The sequence below is a fragment of the Arthrobacter methylotrophus genome, from assembly GCF_039539965.1.
GTDB classification, from domain to species: domain Bacteria; phylum Actinomycetota; class Actinomycetes; order Actinomycetales; family Micrococcaceae; genus Arthrobacter; species Arthrobacter methylotrophus.
On sequence record NZ_BAABED010000001.1, the window covers coordinates 3,027,975 to 3,046,773 of the forward strand.

The following is an 18,799-nucleotide window of genomic DNA, read 5'->3' on the forward strand; positions in this document are numbered from 1 at the left end:
TTAGGCGCCGATCAGTCGCGCGGCCAAGTAGCCCTCAACCTTGTCGAGTGAGACGCGTTCCTGGCTCATGGAGTCGCGCTCGCGGATGGTGACCGCCTGGTCATCCAGGGTGTCGAAATCCACGGTGATGCAGAAGGGCGTACCGATCTCGTCCTGGCGACGGTAACGGCGGCCGATGGCGCCGGCGTCGTCGAAGTCGATGTTCCAGTTCTTTCGAAGCTGCGCGCCCAGGGCCTTCGCCTTTGGGGACAGGTCCTCGTTGCGGCTCAGGGGCAGCACGGCTGCCTTCACGGGTGCGAGTCGCGGGTCGAGCTTCAGGACGGTACGGACGTCGACGCCGCCCTTGGCGTTGGGTGCCTCGTCTTCCGTATACGCGTCGATCAGGAAGGCCATGAAGGAGCGGGTCAGTCCGGCCGCGGGCTCGATCACGTAAGGCGTGTAGCGTTCGTTGGTGGCCTGGTTGAAGTAGCTGAGGTCAGTTCCCGATGCCTTCGAGTGCGTGGTCAGATCGAAGTCGGTGCGGTTGGCGATGCCTTCGAGCTCGCCCCACTCCGAGCCTTGGAAACCGAAGCGGTATTCGATGTCCGTGGTGCCCTTGGAGTAGTGGCTGAGCTTGTCCAGCGGGTGCTCGAAGAATCGCAGGTTCTCTTCCTTGATGCCCAGGCCGGTGTACCAGGACATGCGTTCCTTCATCCAGTACTGGTGCCACTCTTCATCCGTACCCGGCTCGACGAAGAATTCCATTTCCATCTGCTCGAACTCGCGGGTACGGAAGATGAAGTTGCCCGGCGTGATCTCGTTGCGGAACGACTTGCCGATTTGGCCGATGCCGAAAGGCGGCTTCTTGCGGGACGTGGTGAGCACGTTGCTGAAGTTGACGAAGATGCCCTGGGCGGTTTCCGGACGCAGGTAGTGCAGGCCTTCGTCGCTGGCCACGGGACCGAGGAACGTCTTGAGCAGGCCGGAGAATTCCTGTGGTTCGGTCCATTCGCCGCGGGTGCCACAGTTGGCGCAGGCGATGTCCTTGAGTCCGTTTTCGGCGGGACGGCCCTTCTTTTCCTCGTACTCTTCCAGGAGGTGGTCCGCACGGTAGCGCTTGTGGCAGGAAAGGCACTCGACCAGAGGGTCCGAGAACACCTCGACGTGACCGGACGCTTCCCAAACCTGGCGCGGCAGGATCACCGAAGAGTCCAGGCCTACGACGTCCTCGCGGCCACGGACCACGCTCTGCCACCACTGGCGCTTGATGTTTTCCTTCAGCTCGGCACCCAGGGGGCCGTAGTCCCATGCAGAACGGGAGCCACCATAGATTTCACCGGCCTGGAACACGAAACCCCTCCGCTTGGAGAGGGAAATGACCTGGTCGAGGACGGATTTTGCTGCCATGGGTACTCCAATGTTCTACAGGGCCGCTGGGTGCGGTCCGCGGTTATGCTCTACGGAAACAGTCGTTTGGGAAACGCTGTCTTGGGGGAAGTGCTGCGCAGGAAGCTGCGAGTCCTAGCCTACCGGCCTTTCGCCCCGGTCCTGCCTCCCGGACCCGACTGCCAACGCCCGGGCGCGGTTCCGGGAAGTCAGCGCACCCTTTGGCCAGGGCAAGGTGGCCACGATGATGGCGAAGAGCGTCAGCAGGGTGCCCAGGACCGTCGGCAAGGCAACCACTGTTCCGGGCGAGGGAAGGACGAGATCCAGCGTGAGGGATCCGAGCAACTGCCCCGCAATCATCCCCAGGCCGGTCACCAGCACGCCCAGGCTGCGGACGAGCAGGGCCGCCAGTCCGATGAAGACGCAGCCCATGGGGCCGCCGAGGTAATACCACCATTCCGCAGGCAGTCCGTGGCCGGGACCGGCCAACAGCAATTTGATGAGCCAGGCGATCCAAAGGATGACCGTGCCGGCCACAAAATTCACGACCGTAGCGGCGATGGGGCTGCCGTAGTGCACGGTTGCGGTGCCGTTCATGGCCTGCTGGAAACTCACGAGGCAACCCGCCACGACGGGCAGGAGGAGAGGGAGCAGTAAAGTCCCGACGTCGGCGGCCGCCCCGAGGCGAGGCGACACGGCCCAGACGACGGCGGCAATCGTCAGGACGCTGCCCAGGATCCGGACTCCGGTGATCGAGCGTCTGCCTCCGGGCCCCATGCCCGTCCGGTCGACCAGAAGCCCGCTGAGGGTCTGCCCGGTCACCGCGGCCACCGTGAACAAGGCCACCCCAAGCAAGCTAACCGTAAACGACTGGGCGAACACGAAAAGGGCGCCGATGCCGCCGGCCAGTACATAGAACCGTGGAAAGCTGCGTTGCTTGAGGGCAGGCAGGATCCTGCGCAACGCGGCGCGGCCCTTCGGCAGCGCCAAGCCGATCGCGGCGATCAGTACCAGCCCGGTGGTGAAACTCACGACGGCGGCCGCGATGCCGTCGTCGAGCTTGGCCCCCAGCGCGCCGTTAATCCGTCCCTGAAGAGGAATCACGAGTCCGGTGGCCACAGCCAGGATCAAGCCTGTGAGCAATGGAAGGGAGGCAGCGCGAGAGGTGGTTATGGACAGGGGGCGGGACGATTGCGGCACTTTCACCACCCTACTTCAGGCATCATTGATTGTATGAGCAACCCGGAAATTGAAGAGATCCCGATCCGCGACGACATGATCCGCCTCGGTCAGCTCCTGAAGCTCGCCAACCTGGTGGAGGACGGAGTCGAAGCCACCGAACTCATTAAGAACGGGCTGGTCAAAGTCAACGGCGAGATCGACGAACGGCGCGGACGTCAACTCCATGCCGGCGATACGGTGACCGTCAACGGACAAACGGTGCGAATCACAGCCACTTCCTAGCAACGCGGGGTCACTTACGGCCCATTAAGTGCCTCAGAATGGGCCGTAAGTGACCCCGCGTTGCTTTAGACGGACGTGAGCACCTTGTGTTCCAGGAATTCGCCCACATGGCCGATTTCCTGCTGGTTGATGCCATGCCACATACCCGTGTAGAGCACCTTGGTGACGTCCGTGTGCCGACGAGCCCACTCCATGGTGTATTCGATCTTGTCCGGGGTAATGACAGGATCCTGCTGGTCCCGTCCCCAGAAGAGTGGCACGGAACCGTCCAGTTCCGCGTCGCGGAACGACGGGTCCCCTTCCGCATCGACTGCGAAGCCTGAAAGTCCGACGACGGCGGCAAAGTCCGCCGGCCGCTGCCGGAGCAGCGAGGTGGCCATGGCCATGCCCATGGAGAATCCGAGGAGTGTCACGGAGCTGTGGTTGGACTTGCAGGAATCCAACCAGGAAAACACATATTCGGCCGCGGCCTTGACGGCGTCGAGCGAATAGTCGATGGACGCGGTGAGCGGGAACCACGTGAAGCCCGGACCCGTGGCGATCGGTGCGCGGAGCGAGGCCACCGCGAATTCCTGGGGCAGCAGGCCTGCAAGGCTGAAGAGGTCTTGCTCGTTGGATCCGTAACCGTGCAAGAGGACCAGCAACGGCTTTCCAGCCCGTTCTTCCTCTTCGTGGGACCACAAAACGACAGGATTCGGAAAAGCAGGGGCAGGAAAGGCGGAGGCTTGACTCATGGGACTATTCTTACAGTTACCCATGAGTAACAAGCTACGGGCGCGTGGCGTTGCAGCAAGAGGCAGGAAATGAACGTGAGTGACACTGATTCCACAGTGGGGGAAAATTCGGAAGAGCGGATTCATCCGTGGACCCGGTACGTGGCGTTAGGTGATTCGTTCACCGAAGGAATCGGCGACCCCGAACCGGACAATCCCGGCGGACATCGCGGCTGGGCCGACCGCGTAGCAGAGGAACTGAGCCGGGGACAGCGGGATTTCGCCTACGCCAACCTGGCTATCCGTGGGCGGCTTCTCCAGCAAATCCTGGACGAGCAACTTGGCCCATGCATGGACCTCAAGCCGGACCTTATCAGCATCTCCGCGGGCGGCAACGACCTCATCCGGCCCGGTGGCGATCCAGACGCCCTGGCCGAGAAGCTCGATGCCGCCGTACAGACCTTGGGCTCCGAGGGTGCCACTGTCATCCTGTTCAACGGCCCGGACACCCTGTCATCAGTACTTGGCCGGATCCGCGGCAAGGTGGCAATCTACAATGAGAACCTCCGCACAGTGGCCACCCGCCACGATGCCGTGGTGGCGGACATGTGGTCCTTGCGGCAACTTGCCAACCCACAGATGTGGAACGAAGACCGGCTGCATTTCTCGCCGCTCGGCCACCACACCATCGCCGCAATGGTCCTTGATTCGCTCAACGTGTCCCACAATCTCGAGCCGCTCCTCCCCAAGCCGCTCCCCCAGCGCACTTGGCGCGAAGCGCGCTCCAGCGACCTGGTGTGGGCACGGGAATATTTTGTCCCGTGGGTCATCCGCCGGCTCCGCCATCAGTCCTCAGGCGACGGAATCCTGCCAAAACGCCCGACGCCGGGACCTGTCTTGGGTCCGGCCGATATTGTTGTGCCCCGGAGCTGACCGGGGCCCCAACGGCTTGCCACAGGCGCGGGGACTAAGCTGGAGGAGGACAGGAAGGCCTCCACCGTGAACAATTTGATCTTCTGGATCATCGTCTGCTCTTGGCTGATTCCCATGGGGATCCGCATGTACAACCGATCGCGCCAACGCAGGATCCGGGACTTCCCTCCGCAGAACTACCCTGGACCGAACTACCCCGGACCGAACTACCCGGGTCCTCCCCAGAATTACCCCTACGGATACCCGGCACAGCCCCCGGTGACCATCCCGGCTGAGCCGCAGCCCCCGGTGGCGACACCCGCGCCGCAGGCCGCCCCGCCGTCGTCGGCTACTCCCTCAGCCAATGCCGCCTACCAAGGCTACCGGGCACGGAAACTTGCCGAACTGGACCAGCAGTACAGTGACGGGAAGATCCCCATGGAGGAATACATGAAACTCCGCCAGGAGATCATGAACGGCTGATTCAGCTGAAGAATGCCTCGCGCAGCTGGGGGCCTAGTTGGCCGATCTCGGTGAGGAAACCGTCGTGCCCGATCGGCGCTTCGATCACGTGGACAGGAACCTCTCCGGGCAACGCCTTGGCCAGCTCCTGGGATTGTTCGGGGAAGTAAAGGCGGTCCGAGTCCACCGAGGCAACAAAGAATTTCGCCGTCGCCACGGACAGCGCATCCTCCAACGAGCCGCGGCCGCGCGTGACGTCATGGCTCATGAGTGCCTCAGTGATGGCGATGTAGCTGTTGGCATCGAAACGCTGGACCAGCTTGCTTCCCTGATGGTCCAGGTAGCTTTCCACCTGGTAGCGGCCCCGCTCCCCCAAAGCGGAGGCGCGGAGCGGCGCTTCGCTGTCCTGGGCCTTCCTGCCGAAGCGGAAGTCCAGTTCATCTGCCGAACGGTAGGTGATATGTGCGATGCGCCGGGCGAGGGCCAAACCGGCCTCGGGCGCAGCCTGCCCATAGTAGTCGCCACCGTTGAAGGCGGCATCTTGCCGGATAGCGAGTGTCTGGGCCTGGGCGAAGGCGATCTGTTCGGCGGTGCTGTACGCACCGATCGAAATGACGGCGCATCGCTTGACACGGTCCGGGTAGCCGACGGCCCATTCCAGTGCACGCGCGCCGCCCAGGGACCCGCCCACCACTGTGTGCCAGCTGTGGATCCCGAGGGCGTCTGCCAGCCGGGCTTCGGCCACGGTACTGTCCCGCAGAGTCACGAGCGGGAAACGGGAACCCCACGGCTTGCCGTCCGGAGCGGTCGACGACGGCCCCGTGCTGCCGTTGCAACCTCCCACGATGTTGACGGAGACGACGAAGTAGCGCTCGGTGTCGATGGTGGCGCCGGGACCGACGAGCTCCTCCCACCAGCCTTCCTCGTCGCTCTCGCCACGGGCAACATGCGTGCTGCCCGTGAGGGCATGTTCCACCAGGACTGCGTTGGAAGCATCGGCATTGAGCCGCCCCCACGTCTCGTACGCAAGGACCACCTCGGGCAGGAAACCTCCGGCCTCCAGTTCGAGTCCGCCGATCGAAACATACTTCAAGGTTCCGTCCTGGGTACCGGAGCGGGGTATGGCTGTTGCAGCAATTGTCATTCGTTGACACCTCACATCGCGCTTGCCTGCCGCCAACACAGCGGAGGGCCAGGTCTTCACCCGGGGCACCCCGCCGCGAGAGGAGGGTTGCCGGCCAGCAAGCCGGGGCTGTCGCTGGCGCTCATGACCTATAGGAAGAGTCTAGGAAATCCGGACCCCTCCTGACGAAGATTATGACATCTTTGTGACACTTCGCCGCGTTTTGTTCGCTTACGCCAAAGGCTGTGAGCCTTGAAATTGAAGGGTCGGGTGATGCCTGTGTTACAGGAGATAGAATTGGGCGGCAGCCTGCATCCTTCGGATGCCTCCCCGGCACTGTCCGTCACAGGAAGATTGAAGCTCGTGAAAAAGCCTTTCGGCCTCGGTCCGATAGCCCTGTTCTTGCTCGCATCATGCTTCACTTTCGGAGTGCCGCTGCCGGCGCATGCCGACACGGGAACGGGCGAAGGCCGCTACGTTGTCCACTACGCCGAAGGCACGGACGTTGCCGGCAAGACCGCGGAGCTCCGCTCGCAGGGAGTCGCGGTGGACCAAACGTTCACGCATGCCCTCAAGGCCGCCGTCGTCACCGCGACGCCCGCCAAGGCCGCCGCGCTGGCGACGTCGAACCGGGTTGTCTCCGTGGACCGTGACACTCCGGTGCGGATTACGGATACCCAACAGCCGGCGCCCTCTTGGGGCCTTGACCGGATCGACCAGCGCACCCTTCCTCTGGATGGAAGCTACACGCCGCCGTCGAGCGGCGCGGGCGTCACCGTCTACGTGGTGGACACCGGGATCGCTTCCGCCAACACGGATTTCAGCGGCCGCGTCCTGCCCGGATTTGCCGGAGTCACCCCCGACGACGGGCATGGCACCGAGGACTGTAACGGCCACGGAACCCACGTTTCAGGAACCATCGCCGGAACAAAGTACGGTGTCGCCAAGTCAGCCAACATCGTCCCTGTCCGGGTGCTCGATTGTACTGGCTCAGGCACCGCATCCGATGTCATTGCCGGCTTGGATTGGATAGCCGCGAATCACCTAGCCGGAACTCCCGCGGTTGCCAACCTCAGCTTGAGCGCGGAGGCAATAGACACCACTCTCGACGCTGCCGTCCAAGGCGTCATCGATCACGGAATCAGCGTGACCTTGGCAGCGGGCAACCAAGGCCAAAACGGCTTACCCGCCGCCGACGCATGCAACAGTTCGCCCGGACGGGTTGCCGCCGCCTTGACCGTAGCGGCCAGCGACAGCACAGATCACCAAGCATCGTTCTCCAACTACGGCCCTTGCGTGGATCTCTACGCGCCAGGCGTCGGTATCGTTTCTGATTGGTATACCTCACCCACCGCGACGAACACCTTGGATGGAACATCCATGGCCTCTCCCCATGTGGCAGGGGCAGCAGCGATGCTCCTCTCCATGCATCCATCGTGGAGTCCCGCGCAGGTCTCAGCAACGTTGACTGTCGGCGCAACAGCCGGGATGGTCCAGTCGACTGGAAACTGCATGCCTAACCGGCTGCTTTACGTCAGCCCTTCGCTCTTCTCCCCATCGCAAGACCCTATGGGCGGTTTTGCGGCTACGACCCCTTGCAGGCAACTTGACACGCGGGACGGGACCGGTGGTGTCCACGGGCCGGTCGCCCCTGGACAGACCATCAGCGTCAAGGTTGCCGGACGCGGCGGCCTCCCCGCTTCCGGAGTTTCCGCTGTGGCGATGAACATCACGGTGGCCAGCCCGACGTCGAATGGCTTCATCACTGCCTATGCCGGTGGAACCAATCGGCCGGCGACCTCCAACCTGAATTTTGCTCCCGGGCAGATCGTCCCGAATTTCGCGATCACGCCGGTGGGGTCCGACGGAACGATTTCCTTCACGAATAGCTCCAACGGCACAGTCCAACTCATCGCCGACACCACCGGTTACTACCTTGCCGCTGGCGCATCGTCCGCTCCCGGGACGTTCTCCGCCCAGGCTCCGTTCCGGCAACTGGATACCCGGGACGGTACCGGCGCACCAAAACAAGCCGTCGCTCCCGGAAGTACCATCGTCGTCAAAGTCACCGGGCGCGGCGGCGTCCCGGCGTCGGGGGTTTCGGCTGTTGCGATGAACATCACGGTCGCCAACACCACGTCCAACGGCTTCATCACTGCCTATGCAGGCGGGAGCCCGCAACCGAACGCCTCGAACGTCAACTACGCACCAGGGCAGATCGTCCCCAACTTCGCCATCACCCCTCTATCCGCTGCCGGAACAATCTCCTTCACCAACACCTCCTCCGGCACCGTCGAACTCATCGCCGACACTTCCGGTTACTTCCTTGGCGGTGCGGCTACGGATGCCGGCGCGTTTTCCGTCCAGGCTCCGTTCCGGCAATTGGATACTCGTAATGGCACGGGAGGGTTCACCGGGCCCGTGCGACCGGGACAAACCATCAACGTCAAAGTCACGGGGCGCGGTGGCCTCCCTGGCTCGGGGGTTTCGGCCGTCGCGATGAACATCACCGTCGCCAACGCCACGTCCAACGGCTTCATCACCGCCTACGCGGGAGGAACCCCGCAGCCGAGCACCTCGAACGTGAACTACGCAACGGGACAGATCATCCCGAACTTCGCCATTACGCCCGTTGCTCCGGATGGCACAATTTCCTTCACCAATAACTCCGCCGGCACAGTGCAGCTCATCGCCGACACTTCCGGGTACTACATCGCGGGTTGACCCCGTGACGGGCGCCCATCCGAAGGGGCGCCCGTCACGGAACGAACCGGCAATGCGTCTAGGCGCTCTTGGCTGACCGGAATCCGGCCTCAAGGTCTGCGAGGATGTCGTCGATGTGCTCGATTCCGACAGAAAGGCGCACCAGGCCGGGGTTCACTCCTGCTACGGCCTGCTGTTCAGGCGTCAGCTGGCTGTGTGTCGTGGACGCAGGGTGGATGACCAAGGAGCGGACATCGCCGATATTTGCCACGTGGGAGTGCAGTTCCAAGGCGTCCACGAAGCGTTTGCCGGCGTCGATCCCGCCACGGATCGTGAAGGACACCACCGCTCCGGTGCCTCGCGGCCCGTACTTGCGGCCGCGTTCGAACCAAGGGCTGGAAGGCAGGCCCGCATAGGCGACCGACTCTACGTCGTCGCGCCCCTCGAGCCACGTGGCCACTTGCTTGGCGTTCTGCACATGGCGTTCCATCCGGAGGCTAAGGGTCTCGATTCCTTGAGCAATCAGGAAAGCGTTGAACGGCGACACAGCCGAGCCGAGATCGCGCAGGAGCTGCACCCGGGCCTTGAGGATGTAGGAGAGGTTGGCCCCGAGTGCACCGTCCTTGCCCAGGTCGCGGGCATAGACCAGGCCGTTGTAGCTGGGATCCGGGGTGTTGAAGTTGGGGAAGCGCTCAGGGTCCTTGCCGAAATCGAAGTTGCCCGAGTCCACGATGACGCCGGCAATGGCTGTTCCGTGCCCGCCCAGGTACTTGGTGGCCGAATGCACCACGATGTCCGCGCCCCATTCAACGGGCCGGATCAGGTAGGGCGTGGCCAGGGTGTTGTCCACGACGAGCGGGACTCCGGCCTCGTGGGCGGTCCGTGAGACGCCCTCGATGTCCAGAACGTCTTGACGCGGGTTGGAGACCACTTCGGCAAAGAACAGCTTGGTGTTTGGCTGCACGGCATCCCGCCACTGGTCCAGGTTGTCCGGGTCTTCGACGAAGGTGACGGATATCCCGAACTTCTTCAGCGTGTGGGCCAACAGATTGTAGGTCCCGCCGTAGAGGCTCGGGCTGGCGACAACATGGTCGCCGGCCTCTGCCACGTTGAGGATGGCGAACGTTTCCGCTGCCTGGCCGGAGCTCAGCAAGAGTGCAGCCAAGCCACCCTCAAGGCTCGCGACGCGCTGTTCCACCGCATCCTGCGTCGGGTTTCCGATTCGGGTGTAGATAGGCGCCAGCTCGGCCAGCGCAAAGCGGTTTGCCGCGCTTTCGGCACTGGGGAAGACAAACGAGGTGGTCTGGTAGATGGGGAGCGCCCTGGCGCCGGTTGCGGCGTCCGGCTCCTGTCCTGCGTGGATCTGGCGCGTTTCGAATGACCATCCTTGGGACATGCGGACTCCTGGTTGCTCGTGGCTCTGGGCCGTGGTTCAGTGTGCGGGCCCGCGGTTTTCAGCCCGCTGGCCACTATTGCCGCAAGTCTAGGCAGGGCTACGCACCTCCGGAAGCTTTGTGACGAACCCTGTAGTTTTCGGTCCTGGTACGACATGAGGTGACTTGGAGGGTCATCTTCGATACATCCCACCTTAGTAAGGGTTGACTTAGCTGAGAGGTCCATCACAAAGTGCCAAGATGAAGCCATGCGCATGGATCACGTCTCTTACGCTTGTGAACGAGATGGCCTACTGGCCACCACCGAGCGGATTTCCGCAGCATTGGGAGTGGACGCAGTCCGGGGCGGAGTGCATCCGCGCTTCGGTACCCGGAACATGATCATTCCCCTTGCTGACCACAAATACCTGGAGGTTGTCGAGGTCCTTAACCACCCGGCCTCCGACAAGGCACCCTTTGGACAAGCTGTCCGTGCACGCTCCGCTGCCGGAGGTGGCTGGATGGGCTGGTGCGTCGCTGTTGACGACCTGAGCCCCTTCGAACAACGCCTCGGACGCGCCGCTGTCCCCGGCAATCGCAAGTTTCCGGACGGCCGCGAACTCGTCTGGTCGCAAATCGGCATCCTGGGGCTCATCGCCGACCCCCAGGTCCCGTACTTGCTCCGTTGGGAGGGTGACCCCGCACTTCACCCGTCCCTCGTCTACCCGAGCAATGTCAAGATGTCCAGCCTTACCATTGCCGGCTCGGCCGAACGCGTCACCGAGTGGCTCGGAGAACCCGTGGAGAAGCCGCTGGAGGACGTTGCCGTCCAATGGATGGCCCCGCATGGAACGCCCGGAATCATGTCGGTAACGTTTGAAACCGCCAACGGAGCCGTCACCATCTGACGGACCACCGGACCAGGAAGGCCCGGAAGAACTTCGGCCGCCATATGCGGGTGCCAATGACGTCACCCGCAATGGCGGCCGAAACCTTTTAACCGGTCACATATTCGCCCAAGACTCGCAAACGGACGGAGGTCACGCCTATCCGGGTGTCGCCCGCGAATGTGGGTGTCCTTGGCGAATTTGTGTGTCGCCTACCCCAGCCCGATTGCCTTGCCGAAAACGCTGAAGCCCACGAACGCCACGATGTCCAGAATGGCGTGGGCCACCACCAGCGGCATGACTCTTTTGGTTTTGGTGTAAATCCAACCGAACACCAGGCCCATCACCGCGTTGCCAATGAACGGCCCAAAGCCTTGGTACAAGTGGTAGCTCCCGCGTAGGAGCGCGCTGAGCACAATCGCCAAGGGAGTGCTCCACCCGAACTTCCCGAACCGGTCCAGGAGGTAGCCCACCACGATGACTTCTTCGACGACGGCGTGCCGCATGGCCGACAGCACCAGCACCGGCACCGTCCACCAGTAGGAATCCAAGCCGCTCGGGATGATCGCGGTGGTAATCCCCAGTGCCCGGCCGGCCGCATAAAGACCCAGCGACGGGATCCCGATCAGGGCGGCGAGTCCCAGTCCCTGCAGCGCGTCGCGGCCCGGGCGGGCGAAGTTGAAGCCCAGCCGGGTGAATCCCGAGGGGCTCTCCGCCGTTTGGCGGTGCATCGACAGGAAATAGAACACCAACACCACCGGGACCAGGGCAAAAGCGATGTCCAGCAACTGGTAGGTGAGGTCGAAGTACTCGCGCGTGCTCTGGGAGCGATTAAGGGTTGACGTTGCCTGTGACAACGGCGCACTCGTCATCTTGTCCAATAGCTGCACCACGGAGTACACGGCCGATTGGCCCAGGGACAAGCCGAGGACAATCAGCACTTCGGCGCGCAGCCGGCGCGTTGAGGCAAGGAGCATGTTCCTATCTTGCCTGCATTTGCCTGATGTTTCCCGGGAGCCGGCCGCATTCGCCCGGCGCCCGCACAAACCGCCCGCACGAGCCGGGAGCCGGCCGCATTCGCCCGGCGCCCGCACGAGCCGGGTAGCGCCTGCATGGGTAGGGAAGGGATGGACCCTATGCTTGGGAGGATGAGCGCGCCAGGAAGAATCTTCATGATCCGGCACGGCCAATCCGCCGCCAATGCCGACACTTCCATCTACAACCGTGTGCCCGACTACCGCATCCCGCTGACCGAGCTTGGCCTAGAGCAGGCCAAGGCCGTAGGTGAGGAGTTGCGCAAGCAGCTCGACGGCGAGCCTGTGTGCGTCTACGTCTCGCCATACCTTCGGGCATACCAAACCCTCGAGGCACTGGATCTAGGGAGCCTGACAGAAAGGGTGATCGAGGAACCCCGGCTCCGCGAACAGGACTGGGCCAACTTCCAGATTGCCGGAGACATCGGGGACCAAAAGGAGCTTCGCAACCTCTACGGCCATTTCTTCTACCGATTCCGAGAGGGCGAATCAGGGTCCGATGTCTTCGACCGTATTTCGTCCTTCATGGAAACGCTGTACAGGCATTGGGAGAAGCCCGATTACGCGCCCAACACCCTGCTGGTGACCCATGGCCTGACGATGCGCCTCTTCTGCATGCGTTGGTTCCACTGGTCGGTGGAGTATTTCGAGTCCCTCAACAACCCGGAAAACGCCGCCCTCCGGACGCTCATCCGGAACGATCAGGGCAAGTATGATCTGGACACACCATTCAGCCAGTGGGTACAGCGAAGCACGGACGAAACAGTAATGAACGCTCCGCCGATGAACTTCTAGGGACGACGGCGCCCGAAGCTAGGCGCCCTTGGCCACGATCACTTCGGTGCCGCCGGCTTCGAATGCTTCCTTGTCCTCGGCGGTGATGCCGGAATCTGTGATGAGACGACGGAAATCGTACCCGGCCATGGCCGCGAAGGCACGCTTGCCGATCTTCGTGGAGTCGGCCAGGACATAGGAGTTGGTGGCGCGGCGCGCCATCGCGGTATTCACCATGGCTTCTCCCTCGTCGGTGATGGTGGGGCCGATCTTCGGATCGACGCCGTTGACGCCGATGAAGGCGATGTCCAGGGCAACCTTCTGCATGACGACATCGGTATAGGGTCCCACAAGTTCGTAGGAACGCGGGTTCAGGATGCCGCCTGTCACCATGATCTTGATGTTGGGCCGCACGGCAAGCTGGGCGGCGATGTTGATGGCGTTGGTGACCACCGTCAGCATGGGCCGGTTGGAAGGTGCGTTAAGGTCTTCCCGGGTGGACAGGACTTGTGCCAGCGCCGTGTTGGTGGTGCCCCCGCTGAGTCCGATTACGGCCCCGGGCATAATGAGTTCGGACGCAGCCAGGGCAATCTGTTGCTTGGCCTCCGCGTGGTCGTCCCTGTTGTAACGCCCGGGGAGTTCGTAGGCCACTGATCCCGTGGTCGCACCGCCGCGGGTACGGCTCAGGAGCCGCTGCTTGGCCAGGCTGTCCAGATCACGCCGTGCCGTGGCCGGTGAGACCGCTAGACGAGTCACGATGTCCTCGACCTCAACATGCCCTGACTCGGCGAGGAGATCAAGGATGGCTGTCAGTCGATCGTTGCGGGTCATCACAAACCTTCCGGAGATTGGAACTAGTTCACTTTCGCGAACAGCGTCAGCAAACGTGCGGTTTCCAACACGAGGGAATCCCGGCCGGCCTTGATGTACCTGCGGGAGTCCACCACAGAAGGGTTGGCATCCAGGTACTCACGGACTGCGCGGGTGAAGAACCCGTTCAAGTGTGTGGATACGTTGATCTTAGTCATACCGGCCCGGATTGCCGCGACAAGCGTCTCATCAGCCACGCCGGAGGACCCGTGAAGGACGAGCGGCATCTTCGCCGCCTTCTTGAGCCGGGCGATGAGGGCAAGATCGAGGGTGGCGTTCCGTTCGGTCATGGCATGCGAGGAACCGACGGCGACGGCGAGCGCGTCAACCCCGGTGGCGTCCACAAAGGAGCGGGCCTCGGCCGGATCGGTTCGGACCCCCGGAGCATGGGCGCCGTCCTTGCCTCCGACCTTTCCGAGTTCTGCTTCAACGTAGACGCCGCGCTTCCTCGCGTATTCGGCGACCCGACGCGTGACCTGAACGTTCCAGTCATACGGCAAGTGGGCGCCGTCGTACATCACGGACCCGAAACTGAGGTCGACGGCCTGAAGGGCCAGTTCTTCGGACTCTGCGTGGTCAAGGTGCAGGGCCACAGGAACCGAGGCGTCCCGGGCGATCGACATGGCACCCCGGGCGAGCGGCACGAGCCCACCATGGAAACGGACGCAGTTCTCGGAGATTTGCAGGATCAGGGGAACGCCCGCCGCTTCCGCCCCGGCCACCAGGCCTTCTGCGGTTTCGAGGTGGATGACGTTGAAGGCGCCCTGTCCGATTCCATGGGCTGCGGCGGCATCCATGAGTTCCCGTGTGTTGACGAGGGTCACGGGGTCTCCTTCCAGCTGAGAATGAGTTGGCTTTCGAGGTCGGTGTGGAGCGGCGAGATTTCTCCGGCGGCCGGCATGAGAACCGCGGCGGCGGACCAGGCTGTTGCCCGGCGGAGAATCCCGGGAATATCAGTGATGTCAGTCATCCCGTTCGCGAGGGCGACGGCGGCCGCCGCCACTGCGGCGTCGCCGGCTCCGGTGGGGTTGCCACTGAGCGGTTCCGGGAGGCGTGCGCTCCAATAGCCGCCGGGGGTGGCATGGTGGAAGGCGAGCATGCCTTCAGCGCCGGCACTGACCAGGACGGTCTTGGCGCCCAGAGCGATCAAGTGCCGTGCTGCGGACTCGAGGCTGCTTTCCCTTGTTGCGTCGAGGAGTTCGTGATTGTTGGGTTTGAGCAGATCCGCCCCGGCCCGCGCGGCGGCGATGATTCCGGGACCGGAGGTATCGACAACGGCCGGGATCCCGGCGTCGTGCGCCAGGCGTACCAGCGCCGGGTAGAAGTCCGCCGGCGCGCCGGGCGGCAGGCTGCCGGAGCCGACAAGCACTCCGGCGCCGTGCCCGTCGAGGGCCTCGACGACGGCGGCAGCCAGTGCCTGCCATTCGGCAGGCCGGAGGGGGTTCCCCTCTTCGTTGAAGATGGACGTCTCGCCGCCCACCGTATCCACGAGGGCGATGCTGCGCCGCGTTTCCGCTGCAACTGGAATCAGGCGATGGGGCACGCCACTGTTGCGGAACTCGGCAGCGAATTCCGCGCCGACCGCACCGCCCGTGGGAGCCAGTGCCAACACTGGATGGCCGAGCTGGTGCGCCACGCGGGCAACGTTGAGGCCTTTTCCCCCTGCGCGGCTGAGGGGCGTGCCGATGCGATGGCTCGAACCGGGAGTGATCCCGGCGACGTGGTAGCTAAGGTCGATCGCCGGATTGGGGGTGACGGTGATGACCGTTTTCATGACCTTGCCTGCGTGCCGGAGGCGGCCTTCGCAGCCGGGAGCAAGGCTCGCGCGCGCATGGCAGCCCCGAGCAATCCCGCGTCCTGGCCCAACTGGGCACGCATGATGACTGGCCGGCGTTGGAAGTCGAGCAGCTCGTCAAGGCGGGAACGGAGCGGCTGAAGGAGTCCCTCCCCCGCTTCCGCAAGACCGCCGCCCACCACCACTGCTTCCGTGCCGACGATGCTGACACATTGGCTCAGGCTGAAGGCGAGGGCGTCCACGGCGTCGGCCCAGATCCGCGCCGCCAGGGTATCGCCGTCCTTGGCCCTTTCCAGGACTTCGCGGGCACCGGCGAGTGGAATTCCGGCCTTTGCGCTGTAGCGCCGGGCGATCGCTCCTGCGGAACCAACGGCTTCGAGGATCGTGTGGCCGGAGGAGTCCGAATCCGGGTCCGGAACGAGGGCGTGGCCCAGTTCCGCGGCGAAACCACCCGCCCGGACCGGGTAGCCGTCGGAGATGACAGCGGCGGCGATCCCGGTGCCCACCACCATGACCACGATGTTTCGGAAATCCCGGGGTGCCCCGAAACGGAATTCTGCCTCGGCGGCAGCGCTGACGTCGTGCCCGAAGGCGACGGGCAGCCCGAGTCGCTGCGAGGCCTTCTCCCCGAAGGGAAAGTTCCGCCACCCCAGGTTCGCCGAGTAGATCCCCACACCGATATCGGAGTCGACGATTCCCGGAACCACAAGGCATGCAGCCTTCGCCGGGTGGCCGGGGAACTCGGCGGCAAACTCCGAGGCCAACGCTTCAACGGCGTCCAGGATCGCTTCGCCAGCCCGCAAGGGATCACGGGGCGTTGCGACGCGGCGCAGCCCAAGGATGTTCCCGCTTGCGTCGACAAGGCCTGCCTTCAGGTCCGTACCGCCGACGTCAAAGGCGAGGACCGCGGATTCAGCGGCTCCGAGAACCATGGGAAGACCTAGGCCGTGGCGTTCAGGACGACAGAGCGTGTGAGGTTGCGGGGCACATCCGGGTCGAGCCCACGGACGCGTGCCCGCTCAAGGGTGACCTTGTGGACCCGGGTCAGCTCGGCGAGCGGATGCTTGCCGGTGTTGACGTAGAGAGCGCCTGTTCGGGCCATGTCGGCGTCCAAACCCTCGGGCTGCGCACCGAAGAGCCAGGTGACCCGGCCAGGGGCTGCGATGGAAATGGGGCCGTGCCGGTATTCCATCGCCGGATAGGATTCCGTCCAGCCTTGGACCGCTTCGCGCATCTTGAGCCCGGCTTCGTGGGCCAGACCGACAGTCCAGCCGGTACCGAGGAAGGTGAACTGTTCGGCGTCGAGGAACTCCTGGGACACCGGCTCTGTGACTGCACCGCGGGCCTGCTCGATCGCGGTGTCGAATTCGATGCCCAAGCTCGCCAAAAGGTACACCAGCGCGGTGGTGGCGAAGCGGGTCTGCACCACCGATTTCTCGTCGGCGTAGGTCAGGCCTATGACGGAGTCGGACAGGGCGGTAATCGGTGAGTTCATATCGCCGATCACCGCAATGGTCCTGGGTTTTCCACCGACAGCCTTAGCGCGCAGTTCCTCCAGGAGCTCAAGAACCTCCGTGGTGGTGCCGGAGCGGGTGATGGCGATGACGGCGTCGTACTGGCGAGCGGCGCTGTTGTGGTTGAGGAAGGCCTCCGACGCTGCGAACGCGTCAGTCAGGCCTTTGCCCGCGGCTTCGCGGGCAGCAGCGTAGCTCTGCGCCATGAACCATGAGGTGCCACACCCGACGACTGCGATCCGCTCGCCGTCAGCGGGCAGCAGGTGCCCTGCCTTGGCTTGCTCAAGTTTGCATTGCTCGATGGCCCGCTGCCAGACCTCGGGCTGCGAAACAAGTTCTTCTTCCATGAAGGCCCCGAGAACATTGTTGCTCATCACACTTACCATCCCTGTCCACATTTCTTCGACGTGCACTTCAGTATTCAACTATTTGACGTTTTCTGATCTATAAAAACACTAAACGATCATTTTCAATCGCACAAGGATCGTGGGAGACTCTCGGATGCCGAAGGAAGAAAGCAGGGCCCCTCCCTACGGAGTGACCCTGCATTTGAGTACCGTCTTTTGCGGTATTGAGTTGCTAGAGCGCGCGGACTCCGGCCCGCCACACAGCGAACGTCAGCGGGATGCCGGGCCTGTACGCCAGGTGCGTTGCCGACGGCGCCCTGAGCATATGGAGATCGGCGCGGTGCCCGACGGCGATCGAACCCACCGCCCGTTCGCCGTCGACGTCGTTGCCCGACTCCCGCCCCAACGCCAGCGCACCGCCGTAACTCGCCGCCCGGACGGCCTCGTGGACGCTCAAGTGCATTTGCAGCACCGCAGTTGTGACACAAAAAGCCATCGAACTCGTGTATGAGGTGCCGGGGTTGCAGTTCGAGGCCAACGCAATCTGCACCCCGGCGTCGAGCAAAACCCTGCCCGGAGCGAGCGGCTGCCGCGTTGAGAGATCACAGGCCGGCAAGCACGTGGCCACTGTGCCGCGCGAACCCGATCCAGTGGACGCGTCCCAGCCGCTCCACGAGCCCGCGAGCGCCTGGATATCGGCCTCGCAAAGGTAGTTGACGTGGTCAACGCTCGCCGCGCCGAACTCGACAGCCAACTGGACACCGGGCCCTTCACCCAGCTGGTTGCCGTGGACACGAAGGCCCAGCCCCGCTTCACGGCAGGCCGACAAGACGCGGCGGGATTGCCCTTCGGTGAAAGCACCGCGCTCGCAGAACACATCGGCCCAACGCACGTACGGGCGGACGGCGTCGAGCATCGGGCCGCAGACGAGGTCCGTATATTCCTCGGGATCGACGCCGGCAGGGACCAGGTGCGCGCCCAGGTAGGTGACTTCGTCCACCGTGGCCGCGGCGATGCGTGCACTGCGGGCCTCGTTCTCAAGGTCCAAGCCGTAGCCGGTCTTGCTCTCGAGGTAGGTGGTGCCTTGGGAGACGGCTTCGTCCACGCGTCCGGCGGCGAGGCGCGTCAGTTCCTCGTCGCTCGCGGCACGGGTGGCGCCGGTGGTGACCGCGATGCCACCGGCGCTATAACTCTGGCCCGCCATCCTCGCCTCAAATTCGGCGGTGCGGTCCCCCGCGAAGATCAAGTGCGTGTGCGAATCCACCCATCCCGGGAGCACGGCGCGGCCTCCCGCGTCCACGCGCTCATCGGCCGAGGGAGCCTCCGAGGCGTGGCCGATCCACGAGATCCGCTCACCTTCGATCACCACGGCCGCATCCTGGAGGACACGATGCTCCGAGTCCTGGGTCATCAGTTCGCCGATGTTGCTAATCAGTGTGCTCGTCTGCCCGCTCATGAACCTA

Annotated in this window: 18 protein-coding genes and 1 riboswitch; of the genes, 6 read left to right on the forward strand and 12 right to left on the reverse strand. The window is 63.7% G+C overall.

Features of this window, described 5'->3' with window-relative positions; all coding sequences use genetic code 11:
* Nucleotides 1-1,386, reverse strand: coding sequence for a glycine--tRNA ligase (locus tag ABD884_RS15960; protein ID WP_028266524.1), 1,386 nt, complete (start codon nt 1,384-1,386; stop codon nt 1-3).
* A 114-nt stretch (nt 1,387-1,500) separates the two neighbouring features.
* On the reverse strand, nt 1,501-2,574 hold the full coding sequence (locus tag ABD884_RS15965) for a DMT family transporter (RefSeq protein WP_376953483.1): 1,074 nt from the start codon (nt 2,572-2,574) through the stop codon (nt 1,501-1,503).
* Nucleotides 2,575-2,598: 24 nt separating this feature from the next.
* On the opposite strand from ABD884_RS15965, the gene ABD884_RS15970 reads away from it, so the two are divergent.
* Nucleotides 2,599-2,829, forward strand: a complete 231-nt coding sequence (locus ABD884_RS15970) for an RNA-binding S4 domain-containing protein (protein ID WP_345047751.1) — start codon at nt 2,599-2,601, stop codon at nt 2,827-2,829.
* Nucleotides 2,830-2,894: 65 nt separating this feature from the next.
* Here ABD884_RS15970 and ABD884_RS15975 read toward each other — a convergent pair whose 3' ends face one another.
* On the reverse strand, nt 2,895-3,563 hold the full coding sequence (locus ABD884_RS15975; protein WP_345047753.1) for an alpha/beta hydrolase: 669 nt from the start codon (nt 3,561-3,563) through the stop codon (nt 2,895-2,897).
* A gap of 69 nt (nt 3,564-3,632) precedes the next feature.
* Between ABD884_RS15975 and ABD884_RS15980 the strand changes: the two genes are divergently transcribed.
* Entirely contained in the window at nt 3,633-4,475 is an 843-nt protein-coding gene (locus ABD884_RS15980) for an SGNH/GDSL hydrolase family protein (protein WP_345047757.1), read from the forward strand.
* A 66-nt stretch (nt 4,476-4,541) separates the two neighbouring features.
* Nucleotides 4,542-4,937 carry a hypothetical protein gene (locus ABD884_RS15985; RefSeq protein ID WP_345047759.1) on the forward strand — a complete coding sequence of 132 codons (396 nt, stop codon included), beginning with the start codon at nt 4,542-4,544 and terminating at the stop codon, nt 4,935-4,937.
* Nucleotide 4,938: 1 nt separating this feature from the next.
* Here the strand turns inward: ABD884_RS15985 and metX are convergent, their stop codons facing one another.
* Nucleotides 4,939-6,060, reverse strand: coding sequence for a homoserine O-acetyltransferase MetX (metX, locus tag ABD884_RS15990; RefSeq protein WP_345047763.1), 1,122 nt, complete (start codon nt 6,058-6,060; stop codon nt 4,939-4,941).
* A 13-nt stretch (nt 6,061-6,073) separates the two neighbouring features.
* A riboswitch (SAM riboswitch) is annotated at nt 6,074-6,189 on the reverse strand.
* 123 nt (nt 6,190-6,312) lie between these two features.
* Between metX and ABD884_RS15995 the strand changes: the two genes are divergently transcribed.
* On the forward strand, nt 6,313-8,763 hold the full coding sequence (locus ABD884_RS15995; protein ID WP_345047767.1) for a S8 family serine peptidase: 2,451 nt from the start codon (nt 6,313-6,315) through the stop codon (nt 8,761-8,763).
* A gap of 58 nt (nt 8,764-8,821) precedes the next feature.
* Here ABD884_RS15995 and ABD884_RS16000 read toward each other — a convergent pair whose 3' ends face one another.
* Entirely contained in the window at nt 8,822-10,138 is a 1,317-nt protein-coding gene (locus ABD884_RS16000; RefSeq protein WP_345047770.1) for a bifunctional o-acetylhomoserine/o-acetylserine sulfhydrylase, read from the reverse strand.
* 246 nt (nt 10,139-10,384) lie between these two features.
* Here ABD884_RS16000 and ABD884_RS16005 point away from each other — a divergent pair, with 246 nt between their 5' ends.
* Nucleotides 10,385-11,023: a VOC family protein gene (locus tag ABD884_RS16005; protein WP_345047773.1), complete on the forward strand. Its 639-nt coding sequence runs from the start codon at nt 10,385-10,387 to the stop codon at nt 11,021-11,023.
* A 191-nt stretch (nt 11,024-11,214) separates the two neighbouring features.
* On the opposite strand, the gene ABD884_RS16010 is transcribed toward ABD884_RS16005, so the two are convergent.
* Nucleotides 11,215-11,979, reverse strand: a complete 765-nt coding sequence (locus ABD884_RS16010) for a CPBP family intramembrane glutamic endopeptidase (RefSeq protein ID WP_028266516.1) — start codon at nt 11,977-11,979, stop codon at nt 11,215-11,217.
* A gap of 171 nt (nt 11,980-12,150) precedes the next feature.
* On the opposite strand from ABD884_RS16010, the gene ABD884_RS16015 reads away from it, so the two are divergent.
* Nucleotides 12,151-12,831: a histidine phosphatase family protein gene (locus ABD884_RS16015; protein WP_345047777.1), complete on the forward strand. Its 681-nt coding sequence runs from the start codon at nt 12,151-12,153 to the stop codon at nt 12,829-12,831.
* Between the two features lie 18 nt (nt 12,832-12,849).
* On the opposite strand, the gene ABD884_RS16020 is transcribed toward ABD884_RS16015, so the two are convergent.
* The 6 genes from ABD884_RS16020 to hutI form a co-directional block, all read right to left on the reverse strand.
* Nucleotides 12,850-13,641, reverse strand: coding sequence for a DeoR/GlpR family DNA-binding transcription regulator (locus ABD884_RS16020; protein ID WP_345047781.1), 792 nt, complete (start codon nt 13,639-13,641; stop codon nt 12,850-12,852).
* Between the two features lie 23 nt (nt 13,642-13,664).
* Nucleotides 13,665-14,504 carry a class II fructose-bisphosphate aldolase gene (locus tag ABD884_RS16025; RefSeq protein WP_345047783.1) on the reverse strand — a complete coding sequence of 280 codons (840 nt, stop codon included), beginning with the start codon at nt 14,502-14,504 and terminating at the stop codon, nt 13,665-13,667.
* Nucleotides 14,501-15,454 carry a 1-phosphofructokinase family hexose kinase gene (locus tag ABD884_RS16030; RefSeq protein ID WP_345047786.1) on the reverse strand — a complete coding sequence of 318 codons (954 nt, stop codon included), beginning with the start codon at nt 15,452-15,454 and terminating at the stop codon, nt 14,501-14,503. The genes ABD884_RS16025 and ABD884_RS16030 overlap by 4 nt, the downstream gene beginning before the upstream one ends.
* The gene (locus ABD884_RS16035; protein ID WP_345047789.1) at nt 15,451-16,407 is read right to left on the reverse strand and encodes an ROK family protein; all 957 of its coding nucleotides are present in this window, start codon (nt 16,405-16,407) and stop codon (nt 15,451-15,453) included. Before ABD884_RS16035 ends, ABD884_RS16030 begins: the two co-directional genes overlap by 4 nt.
* Before the next feature lie 8 nt (nt 16,408-16,415).
* On the reverse strand, nt 16,416-17,363 hold the full coding sequence (locus ABD884_RS16040; protein ID WP_345047792.1) for an SIS domain-containing protein: 948 nt from the start codon (nt 17,361-17,363) through the stop codon (nt 16,416-16,418).
* A 205-nt stretch (nt 17,364-17,568) separates the two neighbouring features.
* Complete coding sequence (gene hutI, locus ABD884_RS16045; protein WP_345047796.1) at nt 17,569-18,792, reverse strand: imidazolonepropionase; 1,224 nt, start codon at nt 18,790-18,792, stop codon at nt 17,569-17,571.
* Nucleotides 18,793-18,799 lie beyond the last annotated feature (7 nt).

Excerpts from the sequence above, each read along its gene's own strand:
- ABD884_RS15960 (WP_028266524.1), bottom strand. The coding sequence starts at position 1,386 with ATGGCAGCAAAATCCGTCCTCGACCAGGTCATTTCCCTCTCCAAGCGG.
- ABD884_RS15970 (WP_345047751.1), top strand. The coding sequence starts at position 2,599 with ATGAGCAACCCGGAAATTGAAGAGATCCCGATCCGCGACGACATGATC.
- ABD884_RS15975 (WP_345047753.1), bottom strand. The coding sequence starts at position 3,563 with ATGAGTCAAGCCTCCGCCTTTCCTGCCCCTGCTTTTCCGAATCCTGTC.
- ABD884_RS15980 (WP_345047757.1), top strand. The coding sequence starts at position 3,633 with ATGAACGTGAGTGACACTGATTCCACAGTGGGGGAAAATTCGGAAGAG.
- metX (WP_345047763.1), bottom strand. The coding sequence starts at position 6,060 with ATGACAATTGCTGCAACAGCCATACCCCGCTCCGGTACCCAGGACGGA.
- ABD884_RS15995 (WP_345047767.1), top strand. The coding sequence starts at position 6,313 with ATGCCTGTGTTACAGGAGATAGAATTGGGCGGCAGCCTGCATCCTTCG.
- ABD884_RS16000 (WP_345047770.1), bottom strand. The coding sequence starts at position 10,138 with ATGTCCCAAGGATGGTCATTCGAAACGCGCCAGATCCACGCAGGACAG.
- ABD884_RS16005 (WP_345047773.1), top strand. The coding sequence starts at position 10,385 with ATGCGCATGGATCACGTCTCTTACGCTTGTGAACGAGATGGCCTACTG.
- ABD884_RS16010 (WP_028266516.1), bottom strand. The coding sequence starts at position 11,979 with ATGCTCCTTGCCTCAACGCGCCGGCTGCGCGCCGAAGTGCTGATTGTC.
- ABD884_RS16015 (WP_345047777.1), top strand. The coding sequence starts at position 12,151 with ATGAGCGCGCCAGGAAGAATCTTCATGATCCGGCACGGCCAATCCGCC.
- ABD884_RS16020 (WP_345047781.1), bottom strand. The coding sequence starts at position 13,641 with ATGACCCGCAACGATCGACTGACAGCCATCCTTGATCTCCTCGCCGAG.
- ABD884_RS16030 (WP_345047786.1), bottom strand. The coding sequence starts at position 15,454 with ATGAAAACGGTCATCACCGTCACCCCCAATCCGGCGATCGACCTTAGC.
- ABD884_RS16035 (WP_345047789.1), bottom strand. The coding sequence starts at position 16,407 with ATGGTTCTCGGAGCCGCTGAATCCGCGGTCCTCGCCTTTGACGTCGGC.
- ABD884_RS16040 (WP_345047792.1), bottom strand. The coding sequence starts at position 17,363 with ATGAGCAACAATGTTCTCGGGGCCTTCATGGAAGAAGAACTTGTTTCG.
- hutI (WP_345047796.1), bottom strand. The coding sequence starts at position 18,792 with ATGAGCGGGCAGACGAGCACACTGATTAGCAACATCGGCGAACTGATG.